Origin of the sequence: Actinoplanes sp. NPDC051861, from assembly GCF_040681145.1 — a bacterium.
In the GTDB taxonomy this organism is placed as follows: domain Bacteria; phylum Actinomycetota; class Actinomycetes; order Mycobacteriales; family Micromonosporaceae; genus Actinoplanes.
Genome location: NZ_JBFAYE010000002.1, coordinates 835,902 through 851,596 on the forward strand (window position 1 = coordinate 835,902; position 15,695 = coordinate 851,596).

A 15,695-nucleotide genomic window follows, 5' to 3' on the forward strand; every position below is an offset into this window, starting at 1 on the left:
AATCGAGCAAAGTCGGCCGGACGCGCCATCAACGGAGCCGTCCCGAATATCCGGCCTCAAAGGTCTTCGACTACGCTCTCGGCCTCCGAGAGAAGGACCTGCCCTGCCAGCAGGTCTGCCATCAATCCCTGTCTGAGCAATTGGAGCTTGGCCAGCCTCTTCCCTTCGGCCTCGATTCGGTCGCGGACGAGTCGAATCTTTCTTACAATTTTTGTTTGCTCCGTCCTTGCACCTTGATAGAAAGGCATAGCTGCAAGCATCTTAGAGTTGATCGTATAAAGACCTGAGCTCGTAGCGCACGTTCGCCGCCAATACGCACCAGCTAGCGCCGAATTCATCCACAGCTCAGCGAATTCGGAGTCTATCTGGTTTGAACGCAGCCGAAAGAGGTGGTTCTGATAGAGCAGTCCAACAGCTTCCCCCGTTACACGGGCACATCTGCCGATTTCTTCCGGATTAGCATGCCCTTCGACAACAAGCAGATCCCCTTCCTGCAGGGCAAGTCTTTGACGCTCTTGGGGGGACGCCTGTAGAGAGGCAACGTCGGCTAGGTCGATTTGCTGTCGATGAACGTTAGCCACTCGCAGGTACTTCGACGGGCGCCGAGTGGGCTCTCGGCCGGGGCCAAGAGTTACTCCAGCTTGAATCGAAAAGCAACGCCCTACTGTTGAGTTTATTGCATTCTCTAGGGCGCCCAGCGTCTCCCGCTTGATGCTATGTTGAAGCGTTTCGAGTTTCCTTAGAATCGACATCGAGTGGGCGATTAGGGCGTTCATCGTTTCGAAGATCTCAGCGATCCTGCGCTGTTCCTCGATGGGAGGAAGGCTTACCGAATACTCTGCCAGTTCCTCACGGTTGATTTTCGGAATACCACTGCGGCCTGATACTGCCTCGGCGAAGTTGCTGAATCCGTCACTCAGAATAAGTGCTAGTAGATAGCGGGAATCGAGTTCCCTGGTAGGGCGCAGCGGGTACATGTCTGCGGAACACAGACCTTTAAATGGTGACAGCACCGCCTTGCGAAGTGCCGGTCGGATCTTGCTATATACGACGTCACCCGGTGCGATAACGTACTTTCCGCTGATCGCCCTCTGCTCTGCGGCTGTCCGAACTTCAAGGAGTCGCCCAGTGCAACTCTCGACATGATCAGGGGCGATCAATATCTGCCTGGAATATGGATGACGCCGAGGGTCGACTTGTCCGCTCGGCAAACCCACGACATCCAGCAATCGTCGCCGCGTCCATTGTTGGGGAAGTTCAGGCATAGCCGAGATCCTTTAGATAATCATCCAAACGAGCCGCCGAGACTTCACGATGGGCCTCCATGTCCCGTAGCGTAACGGCGTATTTGTCGGCCCACGTATGGAAGGCCAATTCTAAAAGCCTACGGGCGGCTGCTGTATGCGAGTCGAGGCGAGTGGTGAGCTGTTGTCGGAAGACGTCGAGAACAAGCTCCCGACGGCTGTCCTCGTCCAGCGCTGCGACGGCCATCCTCAGTTGCGGAAGAAAGTCGTTCTCTAGTGCACCGACCTTCCTCCTCGCGGCTGCCGCAGCGGCTTTCAGCTCTTTCAGATCAGCATCGGAGAGCTGATCCCCCGACTCGTCGTCCTCGTCCTCGTCGTCCTCACTCGGTTTAGAAGTTGCTGCCTTAAGCTGAGTCGCTATTTCGGCGTATCGCGCTTCGGCCTCTTCGAGTTCGATCAGGTATCTTGGGATAAGCGCCGGGACGACTCGGTGGCTGCGGGCCTTGCGCTTCTCAGCAGCAATCTTCTGCTTGTCCCAGTATTCGACCTCCTCCTCGTCTAGTTCGAATGCAGACTCGATTGTGGTGAGCCAGCCTTCGACGACGCCTTCGAAGCCGTTGAGGGAGAGGGTCTTGATGTCGTACTGGGTCTCACCCCACCACGCAGCCACAACGCCGGCCAATTGGAAACGGTCCAGCACGCCCAACGGCAGTAGCTCAGCGACGAAGGACGCCAAAAGCTCCGCGCGGATCTCCATAACCTTCCCAGAGTCCGGCAGCTCGATCAGGCGCTTGCTGTGCCGTACCCACCAATCGGTGAATGCATCGCTGAGTCGTACCTCGGCGGCCGTAGTGAGCGCAGGTAGACGCTCGGCGGTAGCCTGCCAACCCTCGGGCAGGAAATCGTAGTAGTCGGCGTCTTTCTCGCCGAACAATGCTGCGGGGTCGATGGCGAACGCAGCGAACAGGTGGGTCTTATCAGCAACCTCCGCCTTGGGGACGCCGCCTTGAAGGTGTGCGCGGACGTCCTGCGGCTCGGACGGTGGGGTGTTGTCAACGTAGCGGCGGATGTTCAGATTGAAGTCATTTTCCCTCAGCTCCGCCATATCGACAACGCGGGCAAAGCCCGGAATGTCCTTGTACTCTTCGAATGCTGCGGCAATCTTCTCAGCGTGTTGAGGTTCCAGGTAGTTCTGCGCTCGACCGGGGGTGAACTCACGGTCGGCATTGATGAACAAAACTTTGCCGCGTCGCTCTTTCGGTCGGGGTGCCATGCCGCGAAGAACGAGGATGCAGGCGGGGATGCCGGTGCCGTAGAAGAGGTTCGGTGCAAGGCCGATGACCGCCTCCAAGCGGTCGTCCTTGACGATGCCCTTGCGGATGTCCTTCTCCTTGCCGCCTCGGAAGAGCACGCCGTGCGGCATGACGGTGGCGCCGACGCCGTCCGGCGTCAGGACGGCGAGCACGTGCTGGGCGAACATGAGGTCCGCTTTCTTGCCCGTCTCGGGCGCAAGTCCGTACCTGAAGCGCTCGGGGTGTTCGATGTCGGCGTAGACGTAGTTCTGCGAGAACGGCGGGTTAGTGAGCACCCGCTGGAAACGCATCAACTCGCCGCCCTCGTTGTGAAGCGGGTTGGCGAGAGTGTCGTCGTTCTCCAGGCTGGCGTTGAGCACACCGTGGAGGATCATGTTCATTTTGGAGATAGCCCAGGTGCCGCCGTTGTATTCTTGCCCGGCCAGGGTCAGATCGCGGAAGTCCTTGCCATGTTCCTCGACGTACTCCTTGGCGTGTATTAGCATGCCGCCAGAGCCCGAGCACGGATCGTAGATACGCATTCCCGGCCCTGGCTTGACGAGGCGAACCATCATCCGGACTACACCACGGGGCGTGTAGAACTCGCCCCCCTTCTTCCCTGCGGAGTCGGCGAACTGGCCGATCAGGTACTCGTAAGCCGCACCTAGCAAGTCGGGGAACTCGAAGTCCTCATTGCGTAGCCGTACTCGATGGAAGTGGTCGATTAGCTGTTGAAGCCGCCTGTCGGGGATGGTTGACTGGCCGACCTTTCGCATGAAATCGATGTGCCCGAGCACGCCTTCGAGGGCGGTCGAGTTGGCCTCCTCCAGAAGGCTCAGGGCGGTATTGAGCCGGTTGCCAACGTTTTTTTCGCGTGAGTGGTCCTTGAGGTACTGCCAGGAAGCCTCTTCAGGCACGTAGAAGCTCTCGCCGCTGTAGAAGTTGCGGGCGGCGGCCATCTGCTCGGCCTGGGCCTGGCTTTTCCCCTCCGACTTCCACTTCTTGATGAGCTGATCGCGGACCGCATCGAACTGATCGGAGGCACGCTTCAGGAACAGCATCGCGAAGATGTATTCCTTGAACTCTGAGGCATCCATCTTGCCGCGCAGGATGTCCGCGGCCCCGAACAGGTGCCGTTCAAGCTGCGGCAACGTCAGCTTCGCCACGTAAGGACCTTCTAACCACGAGTGAGATCGAGACTGGAAGGAGCTTAGTCGCAGGGTACGACAAGACCACATCACATGGTCGGCAGAACGTCCTGCGAGAGGGGTGGCCGCCTGAGAGGGCGGTTTGTGAGCTTTCCGTAGTTCGTCATCGCTCGATGTCGTGACCTTCGAGCTGGGCCGATGTCTGATCGGCTGGCGTGCGGGTTGAGCTGGTCATGGGCGAGCGGAAGGCGTATCCCAGTGACCTCACCGATGAGCAGTGGCGGTGGTGGGCCCATTCCTGACTGCGTGGAAAGCGAAGCATCCGTCGGTGTCGGGGCATCAGAGCCGCTACGAGTTGCGGGAGATCCTGAACTCGATCTTCTATCAGAATCGGACCGGTTGTCAGTGGGCGTATCTGCCGCATGACTTGCCGCCGAAGTCCGCGACGTACTACTACTACTACTTCGCGTTATGGCGTGACCACGGCACCGACCAGGCCATCCATGATCTCCTGCGCTGCCAGGCGCGGGAGAAGGCCGGCCGCCGGGAGGATCCGTCCGCGATCATCCTGGACGCCCAGTCGATCCGGGCCGCGAATCATGTTCCGGCTGCGACCACCGGCAAGGACGCCCGGCAAGAAGGTGCCCGGTCGTAAACGTGGCCTGGCCGTCGATGCGCTCGGGCTGATCATCGCGGTGGTGGTGACCGCGGCGTCGGTGACCGACACCCTCATCGGCGTGCGGCTGTTGGACAAGGTCGTCGAGCACACGCCGACGGTCACCCGGGCGTGGGTGGACGCCGGGTTCAAACACGACCTGGGCATTCACGGTGCGCTGCTCGGTGTCGATGTCGAGGTGGTCAAGCGATCCGACACGAAGCCGGGGTTCGTGCCGATTGCGAAACGGTGGGTGGTCGAGCAGGTCAACGGCACGTTGATGCTGCACCGGCGCCTGGTCCGTGAGTACGAGAGCCGTCCGGAGTCGTCGGTGTCACGCACTCTGTGGGCCTCGGCGGCCAACCTGGTGCGCCGGGCTGACCGGCACCAGCACCCCGTCCTGGCGGTGAACGGGCGTGAACACCACGACCATTCTCGACTTGATCGCCGCCCGTGAAACCGCCGCAGCCGCCGCCATCGAGGAACTGCACGAGCAGCAGGCCAAGCTCGCCGCCGAGGTGGCCGCCATCGAGTCCGAGTTGGCCGACCTGGCGACCACCCGCCAGACGTTGACCAAGATCCTCGAACACGAGGGTGAGCGCATCCGAGCCGACCGTCGTCAGCGAGCCCTACCAGCAGATCCTCGCCGTGTTCACCTCCGACCGCGGCGCCCTGCGCGCGAAGGACGTCTGCCGCGCTCTGGGCATCGGCACCGAACCCAAGGACACGGAAGGCATCCGCGCCAAGCTGAAACGCCTGGTCAACCGGCAAGTCCTGACCGAGAGCCAACCCGGCCTATTCATGATCAATCCGAACCGGGCATAACCTTACGGATCGCCCTCTCAAGGGGTCACTGGGACAACCACCCTCAACGTGTCTCCGCTGACGGCTTTACGGTGTGGGCCCTTGGACACGCCAACGTCCTCAAACCAATGCATTGCGCCACCATGGCCGAGGCAGTCAGAATCTGCCTGTGGCCGATGCTGTAGCCACCTGGAGCCGCAAGTGACATCGAATCGACACGCAGCGATGCTCGCCGCCACCTCGACAGGTAGGGGTAGTCTCCGTCTGGTTTCTTTTGTCAGGTGGCTATGACGGTTGCATTTGGCCCACCAGGACGGCTTGGCGTGGCTCCACCAACGGCGTGGTGTGACGGTTTGAAGCGGCTCCACTATGACGGCTTGAAGTGGCTCCGCCTGCCGGCCAGTCGCCGGACTCCTCGTTGAGGCGGGTTACACGCTCGAACGGGCCATTGTGAAAGGGAAACTGGCGGTCGAGCGCGGCGGCCTATTCGGCGAGCTGCGCCCGGAGGACGGTGTGAGTTGACCGTGCAGGGACAACACGCGACTGGCGTCGGCGCAGGACCCGATACGGTGTGGCCGTGACCGCGGAGATCGAGGTGAAGTACCGGGTACTGGACGTCGATGCGTTGCTGGCCGCGTTGGAGCGGCATGGCATCGCACTGTCGGCGCCGACGGTGCAGGACGATCAGGCGTACGCGCCGGCCACGTGGCAGGACGGCGACTCCCGCATCGGCGTGACGTTCGCCCGGCTGCGCCACCAGAGCGGACGCTGCCTGTTCACCACGAAGACGCCCGTCGACAACGCGCTGGCGTGCGTGGAGAACGAGACCGAGGTGGCCGATCCGGGGCAGATGCACAGGGCGCTGCTCGCCATGGGATACCGGCCCACGGTGCGGGTGCTCAAGACCCGCCGGACCGGCAAGGTCGGGGACTGGTCGCTGTGTCTGGACGACCTGTCCGGCAAGGGTGCTTTCCTCGAGGTGGAAGCTGTCACCGACGGCGAGCACCCACTGGTTCAGGTACAGGACCAGCTGGACCAGTGGGTGCTGGGTCTCGGTGTTCGGTTGGAGCGGACCGGCGCTACCTACGACGAGGTGGTGTCCCGCTCGGCCGCGTCTGCGTGACCGGGGAGGTGTAGCTGGACGGCCTTGAGCAAGGTGTCTGCTACCTGGTCGGGGCCGTCTTGCCCGATGTCGATGGTGACGATGGTCCACCCGGCGGCGGCGAGCCGGTCGGCGGCGTAGCGGTAGCGCGATATCTCGTCGGTGACTGCGCCGTTGTGGAAGCGGCTGTAGTTGCCACGGTCGGCAGCACGCTGACGCAGTTGCGCCGGGTCGCCCGTCAGGATGAAGGTGAGGTCGGGTTGCAGTGTGTAGGCGTTGAGGTGCCACACCATCTCGGGCCGTACACCGTCGGCTACCTGTAGCACGTGTGACGATACGACGTATCGGGCGCTGAGCACGGTGCGGCCAGCGGCGAGGGCGGGCCGGATCGTGGTGTCGAGGTGGTGGTAGCGGTCGGCGGCGACCAGGCACGCCAAGGCGTTTCCGTGGTAGTCGCGGGTGCCGGTCCGGGCCATGGTGCCGATCGGCCCGTCGGATGGCTCTCGGGTCACCACGACGTTCTCGCCGGCGGCGGCGAGTCGGCTACCCAGCAGCTGCACCACGGTGGTCTTTCCGGCGCCGGACGGCCCGTCGACCACGATGAACCGGCCGGTCATGCGGTCACCAGCCGGGCATGCTGCTTGCGGGAGAGCGCGGCCAGGTGCTGGCGTACCTCGGTGACCGGCACGTCGCCGAATTGGATACCGACGGAGAAGTTGAACTCGTCGCGGCCGCGCATCGCTTCGTCGACGCCGTCGTCGGTGAGGTCGACCGCGCCGTACGCGAGCAGCTGCTTGGCGGTGTACCGGCTGGTGGCCATGAGCCTGGTCCACTCCGGGGTGCCGGGGTAGGGGCGGAACTCGAAGACGCTGGCCCGGAACCGGCCGGGCTGCCGATCGGTGATCTCCCACAAGTCGTGGACCAGGCGCACGGTGGCCTTCAGTTCGTCGGCGGTCTCGGTGGGGAAACCGAGGATGAAGTAGCCCTTCACGTTGATGCCGTGTCGGGTGAGCCGCTCAACCACGTTGCGGATCATGTCGGGGTGGATGCGCTTGTCGATGTGGGCGAGGATCCGCTCGCTGCCCGACTCGATGCCGAGCGCGACCTCCCGCAGCCCGTTCGCGACCAACTGGTCGAGGCCTTCGTCGCTGGTGCGGTCGAGTACGTTGATCCGGCCGGTGGCGTCCCAAGCCGCCCATGAGCCGACTCCGGCGGTGGCGAACGCGTCGCTCATCTGGTTGATGACGCGCTGCACGCCGAGGAACAGGTCGTCGACGAACCGGAATGCGGTCACGCCGTGCTGCTCGCGAAGCTCGTACATTTCGCGAAGGATGTTGTCGGGCGTGCGGACCCGGATCGTGACGTCCGGGTTTGCCGACACCGCAGCGCCGCAGAACGAGCAGTCGTAGGGACAGCCGCGTGCGCCGACCATGTTCGCTTCGATCCGGCCGTCTTCGGCGATCCGGGGGTCCTGGACCAGGTAGGTTCGGTCGACGAACGGCAGGGTGTTGATGTCGGGGGCGAGGTGGTGGTTCATTCCCGGTCGGCCGCCGGTGACCGGGATTTTGAGGATCGGGTCGATCCACATGACGCCCGGCAGGTCGGCGCGGGCGCGGTGGTCGCGGAGCAGCTCCACCACCCGGGTTTCGCCTTCCCCGATGACGAGCGCCTCGGTGCGGCGCATGCGCGGATCGGTGAGGATCTCTGCGGGCATCGCCTTGGCCTGGTGACCGCCGAGCATCACCTTGATGCCCGGGTCCAGGCCGGCCGCGATGGTCGCGGACACTTCGTAGGTAGGCGCCAGCAGGTTCAGCCCGACCCAGCGCGGCTGCAGAGCGTTGATCTGGGCGACGACCTCGGCGACGGGAATGCCGTGGGCTTCCGCGTCCAGGATCGCCATGTTGAAGCCGCGCTGGCGGGCGTAGGTGGCCAGATAGGCCATGCCCAGGACCGGCAGGGTGAAGTCGTTGACGCGGGGTCGGATGGCGTAGTCGCGGAGCGGCGCGTTGACGAGGAGCAGATCGATCGGGTGAGCCGGATCGGCTCCGGCGACGGTGCTGTACGTGTCACGGTGCACGGACATGGGCGTCTCCCCAAGCGAGAATCAGTGCGGTGAGTGCTGACAGATCGGGGCCGGTGACCTCCTTCCAGTGGGCGGCGAAGTCCGGCTCCTGGTCGGGCCAGAGGGTCCCGGGCGCGGCGCGGCGCGCCCAGGTGCGTACGGCCAGGTCGGCGTACGGGTACAGGGCGAAGTCGCCGGTGTGGTCGGCGGCGGCTGCGCCTGCTGTCCATGGGCCGATACGCGGGACCATCTGCAGAGCGGCGACCAGCGCGATGGGCGGCAGCATCTTCCACCCGTCGGCGTTTGTCAGGTAGGCGGTCGCGGCGGCGGTGAGGGCGGGGTGCTTGAATCTCATGCCGAGGTCGGCGAACGCCGCCTGCCCGAGTCCTGCGACCAGTTCGGGCGCCGGGAACAGGTGCTGCGGGCCGTGTGGGGTGTCAACCTGCTCGCCGTGCGCTTGGCAGAATCGGGCGTACATCTGGCGTGCCTGATCGGCGCGGATGACCTGCCGGATGATCGCGGTTCCGATCGCGTCCCACAGGTCCGCGTTGCGGACCCGCAGCACAGGGCCCAGACCGGCGAGCGCGGTGGTGAGCGCGGCGGGCCAGGGCTTCGGGCGGGCAGGCACGATGAGCTCATCGACGACAGGCCGGGCGTCGGCGGGATTCCCGGCTGGCGTGATGACGAGCTGGCCGGGAGTGCCATACCAGGCGAGGTGCCACACGATCGGGCCGGACCGCATGACGCGATGCGTTCCGCTGAGGGTGGCGATCCATCCGGCATGATCACGCATGAGAGTTGCCATGGCTGCCTCCAAAGTGTGCGTAGCTGGTGATTCAACGCGTCGGAGTAGGCCTCAGCGACTAGGGACCGCCCAGGTGCTGACGCAAGGGCTTCGCGAGTGTTGAGTACGAATAGCGATGCGTTGCCTGTCAGCACAAGGGGCGCGATCAGGGTTTGCGGGCAGCCGCGCCGTAGATGCCGACCTCCGAATCAGACAGGTTCTGCAGCCCGAAGAACTCACTGCGGTCGGGGCGCCATCGGGTGATAGCGACGATGCCGGGGTCGATCAGATCCAGCCCGGTGAAGAAGCAGCCGATTTCGTCGCGGCTGCGCGGGAACAGCGGCAGCCCGGCCGCGCCGCTAAGGGAGGCAAGACCGTCGGCGACCGACGGCGGGAGCAGATCAATGCCGAGGTGAGTGACGGATAGCCAACTGCCTCGGGCCAGCGGGGCGAGTAATTCGGCGACCAGGTGATGCGGGTCATCGATGTCATGCAGCACGGCATGGAGCAGCAGACCGACCGGCCGCTCCAGGTCGAACCCGGCGCGTGTGACCTGCTGAAGCAGATCTGCAGGCTTGCGCAGGTCAGCGTCTACTACTTCAACAGCCGCAGCCTCGTGCGGCCCGGCCATCAGCGCGCGGGCGTGCGTAAGGACCAGAGGATCGTTGTCGGCGTAGATGACCTTGCACCTGGGATTGATCTGATGGGCGATCTCATGCACGTTCTCCGCGCAGGGGAATCCCACTCCGACGTCCATGAGCTGATCGACACCGGCGGTTGTCAGCTCCCGCACCGCCCGCTTGATGAACTCCCGGTTCGCCCTATACGCCGAGGTGAGAGATGGGAGGAGGTTCGCGAGGGCGCCGCCGAGGGCACGGTCGGCGAAGAAGTTGTCCTTGCCGCCGAGCAGATAGTCATACACGCGCGCGCTGGCCGGAACGTTCGAGTCGAACTGCCCGGTCATCACTGCCACCTCCTCTCTCATCGTTGATCTCAGCGCGGGCCCGAAGTTCCGGGCGGGCGTGGCCGGGCCGCGTTCCGGCCACGCCCGCAGGTTCCCGCCGCGAGCAGGTGAAGAACGGCGGGAGCTCATGCCGGACCGTCACGCCGCGCGGCCCGGCATGACCGTCATTGATCGGGACTGGCTGCGGCGGGTCGCAGGCAAGGACTTTCTGAGCCGGTCGCCGGAACGAGATCGTCGGCGCCGAGAGCGAGCAGCAGGCACGGTCGGGTGATGTTGAACAGCGGCACCCATCCGTACATGCCGTTCACCTGAGCCAGGCGCCATTCGGTCACGCGCAGCGATACGACATCCCGGCAGCCACTGGCGTGAACGGATCGCGCGTCGGCTCCTTCAATCAGGCCGGTCGCCCACTGTTGAGCTTCGAACGTCTCGTCGGGACGAAGGGTCTTGCTCGTGTCCCCGACGATGAGCCGACGGTGATCGGCGGCCGGTTCCAGGAGCAGCCAGCGTCCTTCGGCCCGGCCGAACGTGAGTAGCCGGTGCAGCCATCCCGCCGCAGCAGCCAGGTCCTCCTCGCTGGGCAGTTTGATGATCAAGCCGGTCGTGGCGTCCGGCCCCCGTACGCCCGGCCAGGCGGCCCGCTTCACGGGTGTCTCGCCCCGGCAGCATGGAAATTCGCCAGCCGCAGTCATCGCTGGACGCCTTCCGGTTCCCGCCACATCCGATGGAGGACGATGTCACCGGAGGCGGCGATCGTGGGCGGATCCATATCGGTGTAGCCGTGCCGTGCGTAGAGCCTGCGATTGTCCTCGCCGGTCGCTTCCAGGTAGGCCGCGACACCCGCGTCATCCAGTTGCGCGTGCGTGTGCTGCAGCAGCAGGCTGCCCAAACCGTGGTTCTGGCGGTCGGGGAGCACCGCCAGGAACAGCAGATGCCGGTGCGGGTCAGTGGGGTGGGCTTTGTCCATCTGAGCGTCGAGGTGCTGGAACTGGGGAAGGTCGGGGCCAGCCAGCTCCGCCAGACGTCGCGCGTAGTCGTGCGGTTCGGTGGCTGCGGTGGTGCGGTCGAACCAGACCGCAGCAGCGCCCTCAGTCATGACGACCTGCCCGGCGTCGCTGATGGCGTGCGCGATCCACAACTCGTACCACGCGCGGGACACCGGCCACCGCCGGGCGAGATCGGGGACCAAGAAACGGATGACGTCCAGGTTCAGGAAGGCGTCCGCGACGATGTTCGCGACCTCGTCGACGTCATCCGGGCCGGCGACTCGCAGGCTAGGAGCCACATTCGTAGTGCCCATCGGTGGTTGCCTTTCGTCAGTGGATTGCGGCCAAGCCGGACGTCGTATTGGTGCTTCGGGTGCCGCGGCCGATGCCGTCGTAGACCTCCGGCTTCGTCCGCCGCAGCACCAGTCCCCAGCAAGTTCCGAAGGTGAAGATCAGCAGGAACGCGATCGGCACGATTCGGGCAGGCCCGCTGCCTGGCGCGACGCCGAACAGAATGTCGAGGTTGGCGAACGCGAGCGTGGCGACAACCACCAGCACGACGGTGGCGATGCCCGGCGCGATCGACCGCTGCCACACGGTTTCCGTGCGGGCGTAGCGGCCGAAATAGCCGATCACCGAGATGCTGGTCATCGCATAGAGCAGCAGAATCCCGAGCCCACCTGCGGTGCTGCCCCAATAGAAGAGCTGGACGAGAGGGTCCCAGCCCGCCACCGCGTACACCGCTAGGACAAGGAACGCGAACCCGGTCTGCGCCATGGAGGCGTTTCGCGGCGCCCCTTTGAGAGTGGTCCGTCCGAACAGCCGCGGCAGCACCCCTTCACGGCCGAGAGCGAAGGTGTAGCGGGTGATCGCGTTGTGGAAGGCGACCAGTGCAGCGATCAATCCGGTAGCCAACAGCAAGTGTCCGACGTCGAGCGCGAGACCACCGAGGACCGCGGTGGCCTGGTTGAAGAACAGGTCTCCGCCCTCGGCGGCCGCCTTCTCGACGACATTTGGGCCGGCGGCGGAGATCTGCGCCCACGATGCGAGCGCATACACCACCATGATCGCGCCCACCGTGGCGTACGTGGCGACAGGAATGGTGCGACGCGGATCCTTACTTTCCTCGATATACACCGAGGACTGCTCGATACCAGCGAACGATGTCATCCCCAACACGCCCAGAATCCCGACGGTCGGCTGCCACAGATTCCCGAACGACAAGGCCGTGAAGTTGAACGTGAAGCCCGGGCCCAACATGATCGCGATGCTGTAGAACAAGATCAGGACAGTCTCAGCCACGACCAGGACCACCATCACCTTCTCCGACACCTTGACCTCGCTCGCGCCCAGCACCGCGACCAGCGCCCAGGCCGCGAACGCGAGGACAAACCAGGGAACGTCGAAGCCGATCCATCGGCTCGCCAGCGGCGCGCCCATAGCCCCGAGACCGCCGTAGCAACACAGCTGGAAGCAGGTGTATGTGGCGAGCGCAAACCATGCCGTTCCAACACCCGCTGGGCGTCCCACACCATGCGCGACGTAGGCGTAGAAGGCCCCGGCGTTCGGAATCCGTCTGGCCATCGCCAAATACCCGACCACGAAGACAAACAGCAATGCTGCGACGGCGCCGATCGCGATCGGCACACCAATCAAGCCGGTAGACGCAACAGCGGTCGGCACGACCAGCGTCACCACAGTCAATGGCGCCACTGATGACGCGATAGCTGAGCCGATCGCGAAAGGCCCGAGGCGATCGCGAGCCAGAGCACGCGAAAAGTTGCTTTCTACAGCGGCGGGAGTTGAGTAAGGCACGCTAAAGCTCTTCCTCAATAGTATGGGTTCAACAGTGGATAAATGGACTGTTAGACGACCCCGCGGCAAGGCTTAATCGGCAGGCTGACTACCGCATAGCGCCCTCGCCTACAGACGCTTCCGCCGCAAGTATCAACGCCCACAACATCCCGTCCAGCCCGTTCTTGAGCTGCCCGTTCAATGCTGCTCGGTCCGCTGAGGTCAACGTGGCCAGCGCATGTTCGTGTAGCCCCGTTGCCGCCATCAAACCCGCGAGCAGTAAACATGCCCGGTCGAGCTGGTCACCTCGACGCACCGCAACCGTCACCGCGCTTGCCGGCTGTCCCGCTACCGCCGAATCGAGCGGTCGATAACGCACCCTCGATCGGCCGAACAGCCTGTGCGACTCCTCACGCCGGACCAACCCATCGCGCGACAGCCGCTCGACAACTCGATCCTCAGCGCGGCGGGCGTACGCCAGATACGACAACCAAGAGTCGAGATCATGACCCCGTCTCCGACCGGAGCAGCCCCTCCTCACCATTCCAGTCCCGTTTCGGGCTCTACCCGGTACTGGGCCTCTTGCCAGTGTTGACTCCAGCAGAGGTGGCAACGACGACCAGTCCCGTTCCTCCCGTGCCATTGCCTGGAGCACTGCACGCAGCGCGGGATCTTCCGGGAATCTCGCAGTCGTACGAAACAACTCGCCGCCCCGCACCTCAAGGAAGCCGCCCTCGATCGACTCAGCCAACAGTCCCGCTGCCAGGCCGATCCCCAACGGCCAGCCCACGATCCGTGGCTTGACGCCAACACTGTCGTGCGCCGCAAGCCAGAAACCATCGGCGAGCCTGCCCGGCTCAACAGACGACATCGGAAGCCCTCCAGGAGAAAGTGTCATGTGGAGCCTGAACGTATGTATTGATGGACGAGCTAGATCAAGAACGGGCTCGAGGCACGGCGCGGAGACCGGGTTGCGCCACGTCGCGGGTCCGGATGAGGTAGCGCTTGCATGCCAATCATGGTCATGAAGGCGCGACGGAATGAACACCCGGCGTGATTAGGAGCTTTCGACGAAGTTCCCGGTTCAACCGGGAACTTTTCTTGCCCACGTCCCCGCACGCGCTTCAAAAGCCGTCATGCCTGGAGTAGGTTCAGTCACACAGTCCACCAACTTGATCTTCACGAGGCCTTTCGAGGGGGCGCTGTGAGGGAAGACGCCGGCACGGCTAACCCAGTTGGGCCAGCCGGTGACGGGCCTGAATTGCTGCCGATATTGAAGGCAGCGCAACCTCAGAGCCAAAAGCAGGAACGTGCCTACTTAGCTCAGGTTCTAAGGTCTCAAGGCCGGACCACCGGTGAGATCGCAGAGGCTTTCCGACTGCGGTACCGCGTGAACGCTCGGGTTGCTTTCAGATATGCATATGGCTGGAGCCAAGCACGTGTCGCCAGCGAATGGTGCGATAGGTGGCCCGGCGACCCCAAAACCGGAAAAGTAATTTCCACTTGGGAAGTGTGGCCTAACGGCGGACACGCGCCCTCATTGCAAACAATTGGCCGACTCGCAGAAATCTACGAATGCAGTGTTGCTCAACTACTGGCAGATTTCCCAGATCACGGCCACACGCAGGTTGGCGGCACGGAGTCGGAAAACGCCGTGCATGGAGCCGATAAGCCAAACTCATTGTCAGGGTTGACTGCATTGCCGGAGGTTGCCGGGCTTGCCGATCCGCGTCATTATTCTGCGGCGCATAACCGTAACCTCGCAGAAGAAAGTAATAGAGAAATGCAACGCAGGAGCGCAGTCGGTCTTGGTGTGCTTTTGGCATCAAGCCTGGGTGGGGTGCTGACAGGCTACGGAAAGACAGGATGGCGAGTTGGAGCGGCAGACGTAGCGCGCCTCGATGGCGAGTCCGCGCGACTGCGTAGTCTCTGCGCCCTCCATGGTGGAAACAGTCTTTGGCGAGCGGCATTGGGTGTGGCCCGGGAGGGCTACCAGAAACTTGAGCAAGGACAATACAGTCACGCGGTAGGAGAGTTGCTGCAGCAAGCAATCGGGCGAGCTGAAATGTGTGCTGGTTGGCTTGCCATGGACAGCGGGCAGCATGACGTTGCCCGGTCGAGCTTCAATGAAGCGCTATCTCTGGCTCGACAAGTGAACGACGCCCATTTAGAAATACATGCACTCTGCAATCTTGCGCTCCAAAGCAACTTTCTCGGCATGCCTCGTCAAGCTCTGCGTTTTACTGAGGCCGCAGAGCGAGTATCAAAGGACGTTCCGCCCAAGGTCAGAGCAGTGTTGAGCTTCAGGCGGGCCACGGCCTTCGCCTTGATGGGCGACGAAATTTCGATCGCGGGGGCCATTCTGGAAGCGCGCCGCGGGTTGGATCATGCATCGCCCGACCCGACATCGGAATGGTGGGATTTCGTAACTCCGGCTGAGATCAACGGTATTGAAGGGACGTGCATGCTGCACTTGTCTCGACACAAGAGCGATCCGCATTATGCCCGGCGAGCTGTTCGAGCTCTTGAGTCGGCTATTGCGCAACATGGGCGGAAGTTCATTCGCAACAAGGCACTGTACCGAGTGAGGCTCGCCGAGGGTCATTTGAAACTCGGCAATGTTCCTGAAGCCGCGCACACCGGTGCGATAGCTTTGAATGAGCTTGGCAACGATTTGGCCAGCACAATCGTCGCAACCGAACTGGACGGTGTCGCCAAAGCGTTCGCCCCCCATGCAGGAGCGACTGAGGTTGACGCCTTCCTTTCACGCTACGATGCAGCAAAGGCTTCGAGGATTGGTGAACTTGTCTAGGCCGCTGGAGACTGAGCTGGGCGGGAGCTTCGAGACTGCTCGCGACAA

At 63.4% G+C, this 15,695-nt stretch carries 13 protein-coding genes and 1 pseudogene; 4 read left to right on the forward strand and 10 right to left on the reverse strand.

The genetic code is table 11. The features are described from left to right. Nucleotides 1-56: 56 nt before the first annotated feature. Both AB0M02_RS10640 and AB0M02_RS10645 read right to left on the reverse strand, forming a co-directional pair. Nucleotides 57-1,265 (reverse strand): restriction endonuclease subunit S, encoded by a 1,209-nt coding sequence (locus AB0M02_RS10640; protein ID WP_364224375.1) that lies wholly within the window; start codon nucleotides 1,263-1,265, stop codon nucleotides 57-59. Next, a complete protein-coding gene (locus tag AB0M02_RS10645; RefSeq protein ID WP_364224377.1) occupies nucleotides 1,258-3,702 on the reverse strand; it encodes a class I SAM-dependent DNA methyltransferase in 2,445 nt (814 codons plus the stop codon). The genes AB0M02_RS10640 and AB0M02_RS10645 overlap by 8 nt, the downstream gene beginning before the upstream one ends. Before the next feature lie 215 nt (nucleotides 3,703-3,917). Here AB0M02_RS10645 and AB0M02_RS10650 point away from each other — a divergent pair. The 3 genes and pseudogenes from AB0M02_RS10650 to AB0M02_RS10660 all read left to right on the forward strand — a co-directional run bounded on the left by AB0M02_RS10650 (nucleotide 3,918) and on the right by AB0M02_RS10660 (nucleotide 6,266). Then, nucleotides 3,918-4,749 (forward strand): annotated as a pseudogene (locus AB0M02_RS10650) (IS5 family transposase). 184 nt (nucleotides 4,750-4,933) lie between these two features. After that, on the forward strand, nucleotides 4,934-5,164 hold the full coding sequence (locus AB0M02_RS10655; RefSeq protein ID WP_364224379.1) for a hypothetical protein: 231 nt from the start codon (nucleotides 4,934-4,936) through the stop codon (nucleotides 5,162-5,164). A gap of 556 nt (nucleotides 5,165-5,720) precedes the next feature. Next, the gene (locus AB0M02_RS10660; protein WP_364224381.1) at nucleotides 5,721-6,266 is read left to right on the forward strand and encodes a class IV adenylate cyclase; all 546 of its coding nucleotides are present in this window, start codon (nucleotides 5,721-5,723) and stop codon (nucleotides 6,264-6,266) included. Here the strand turns inward: AB0M02_RS10660 and tmk are convergent. From tmk to AB0M02_RS10700, 8 genes are all read right to left on the reverse strand, one after another. Next, nucleotides 6,227-6,862 carry a dTMP kinase gene (gene tmk, locus AB0M02_RS10665; RefSeq protein ID WP_364224383.1) on the reverse strand — a complete coding sequence of 212 codons (636 nt, stop codon included), beginning with the start codon at nucleotides 6,860-6,862 and terminating at the stop codon, nucleotides 6,227-6,229. The genes AB0M02_RS10660 and tmk overlap by 40 nt on opposite strands. Next, the gene (locus AB0M02_RS10670; protein ID WP_364224385.1) at nucleotides 6,859-8,328 is read right to left on the reverse strand and encodes a radical SAM protein; all 1,470 of its coding nucleotides are present in this window, start codon (nucleotides 8,326-8,328) and stop codon (nucleotides 6,859-6,861) included. Before AB0M02_RS10670 ends, tmk begins: the two co-directional genes overlap by 4 nt. Further along, the gene (locus AB0M02_RS10675; protein WP_364224387.1) at nucleotides 8,312-9,112 is read right to left on the reverse strand and encodes a hypothetical protein; all 801 of its coding nucleotides are present in this window, start codon (nucleotides 9,110-9,112) and stop codon (nucleotides 8,312-8,314) included. Before AB0M02_RS10675 ends, AB0M02_RS10670 begins: the two co-directional genes overlap by 17 nt. 145 nt (nucleotides 9,113-9,257) lie before the next feature. Next, on the reverse strand, nucleotides 9,258-10,055 hold the full coding sequence (locus AB0M02_RS10680; protein ID WP_364224389.1) for an SAM-dependent methyltransferase: 798 nt from the start codon (nucleotides 10,053-10,055) through the stop codon (nucleotides 9,258-9,260). Between the two features lie 164 nt (nucleotides 10,056-10,219). Next, nucleotides 10,220-10,702 carry a hypothetical protein gene (locus AB0M02_RS10685; RefSeq protein ID WP_364224391.1) on the reverse strand — a complete coding sequence of 161 codons (483 nt, stop codon included), beginning with the start codon at nucleotides 10,700-10,702 and terminating at the stop codon, nucleotides 10,220-10,222. A 41-nt stretch (nucleotides 10,703-10,743) separates the two neighbouring features. Next, entirely contained in the window at nucleotides 10,744-11,355 is a 612-nt protein-coding gene (locus AB0M02_RS10690) for a GNAT family N-acetyltransferase (protein WP_364224392.1), read from the reverse strand. A gap of 16 nt (nucleotides 11,356-11,371) precedes the next feature. After that, entirely contained in the window at nucleotides 11,372-12,856 is a 1,485-nt protein-coding gene (locus AB0M02_RS10695) for an APC family permease (protein ID WP_364224394.1), read from the reverse strand. Between the two features lie 88 nt (nucleotides 12,857-12,944). Beyond that, complete coding sequence (locus tag AB0M02_RS10700) at nucleotides 12,945-13,733, reverse strand: GPP34 family phosphoprotein (protein ID WP_364224396.1); 789 nt, start codon at nucleotides 13,731-13,733, stop codon at nucleotides 12,945-12,947. Nucleotides 13,734-14,039: 306 nt separating this feature from the next. On the opposite strand from AB0M02_RS10700, the gene AB0M02_RS10705 reads away from it, so the two are divergent. Further along, nucleotides 14,040-15,647, forward strand: coding sequence for a hypothetical protein (locus AB0M02_RS10705; protein ID WP_364224398.1), 1,608 nt, complete (start codon nucleotides 14,040-14,042; stop codon nucleotides 15,645-15,647). Nucleotides 15,648-15,695: the final 48 nt, after the last annotated feature.

What these genes read in the sequence shown, in the direction of transcription:
- AB0M02_RS10690 (WP_364224392.1), bottom strand. Translation starts at nt 11,355, where the DNA reads ATGGGCACTACGAATGTGGCTCCTAGCCTGCGAGTCGCCGGCCCGGAT.
- AB0M02_RS10675 (WP_364224387.1), bottom strand. Translation starts at nt 9,112, where the DNA reads ATGGCAACTCTCATGCGTGATCATGCCGGATGGATCGCCACCCTCAGC.
- AB0M02_RS10640 (WP_364224375.1), bottom strand. Translation starts at nt 1,265, where the DNA reads ATGCCTGAACTTCCCCAACAATGGACGCGGCGACGATTGCTGGATGTC.
- tmk (WP_364224383.1), bottom strand. Translation starts at nt 6,862, where the DNA reads ATGACCGGCCGGTTCATCGTGGTCGACGGGCCGTCCGGCGCCGGAAAG.
- AB0M02_RS10680 (WP_364224389.1), bottom strand. Translation starts at nt 10,055, where the DNA reads ATGACCGGGCAGTTCGACTCGAACGTTCCGGCCAGCGCGCGCGTGTAT.
- AB0M02_RS10670 (WP_364224385.1), bottom strand. Translation starts at nt 8,328, where the DNA reads ATGTCCGTGCACCGTGACACGTACAGCACCGTCGCCGGAGCCGATCCG.
- AB0M02_RS10700 (WP_364224396.1), bottom strand. Translation starts at nt 13,733, where the DNA reads ATGACACTTTCTCCTGGAGGGCTTCCGATGTCGTCTGTTGAGCCGGGC.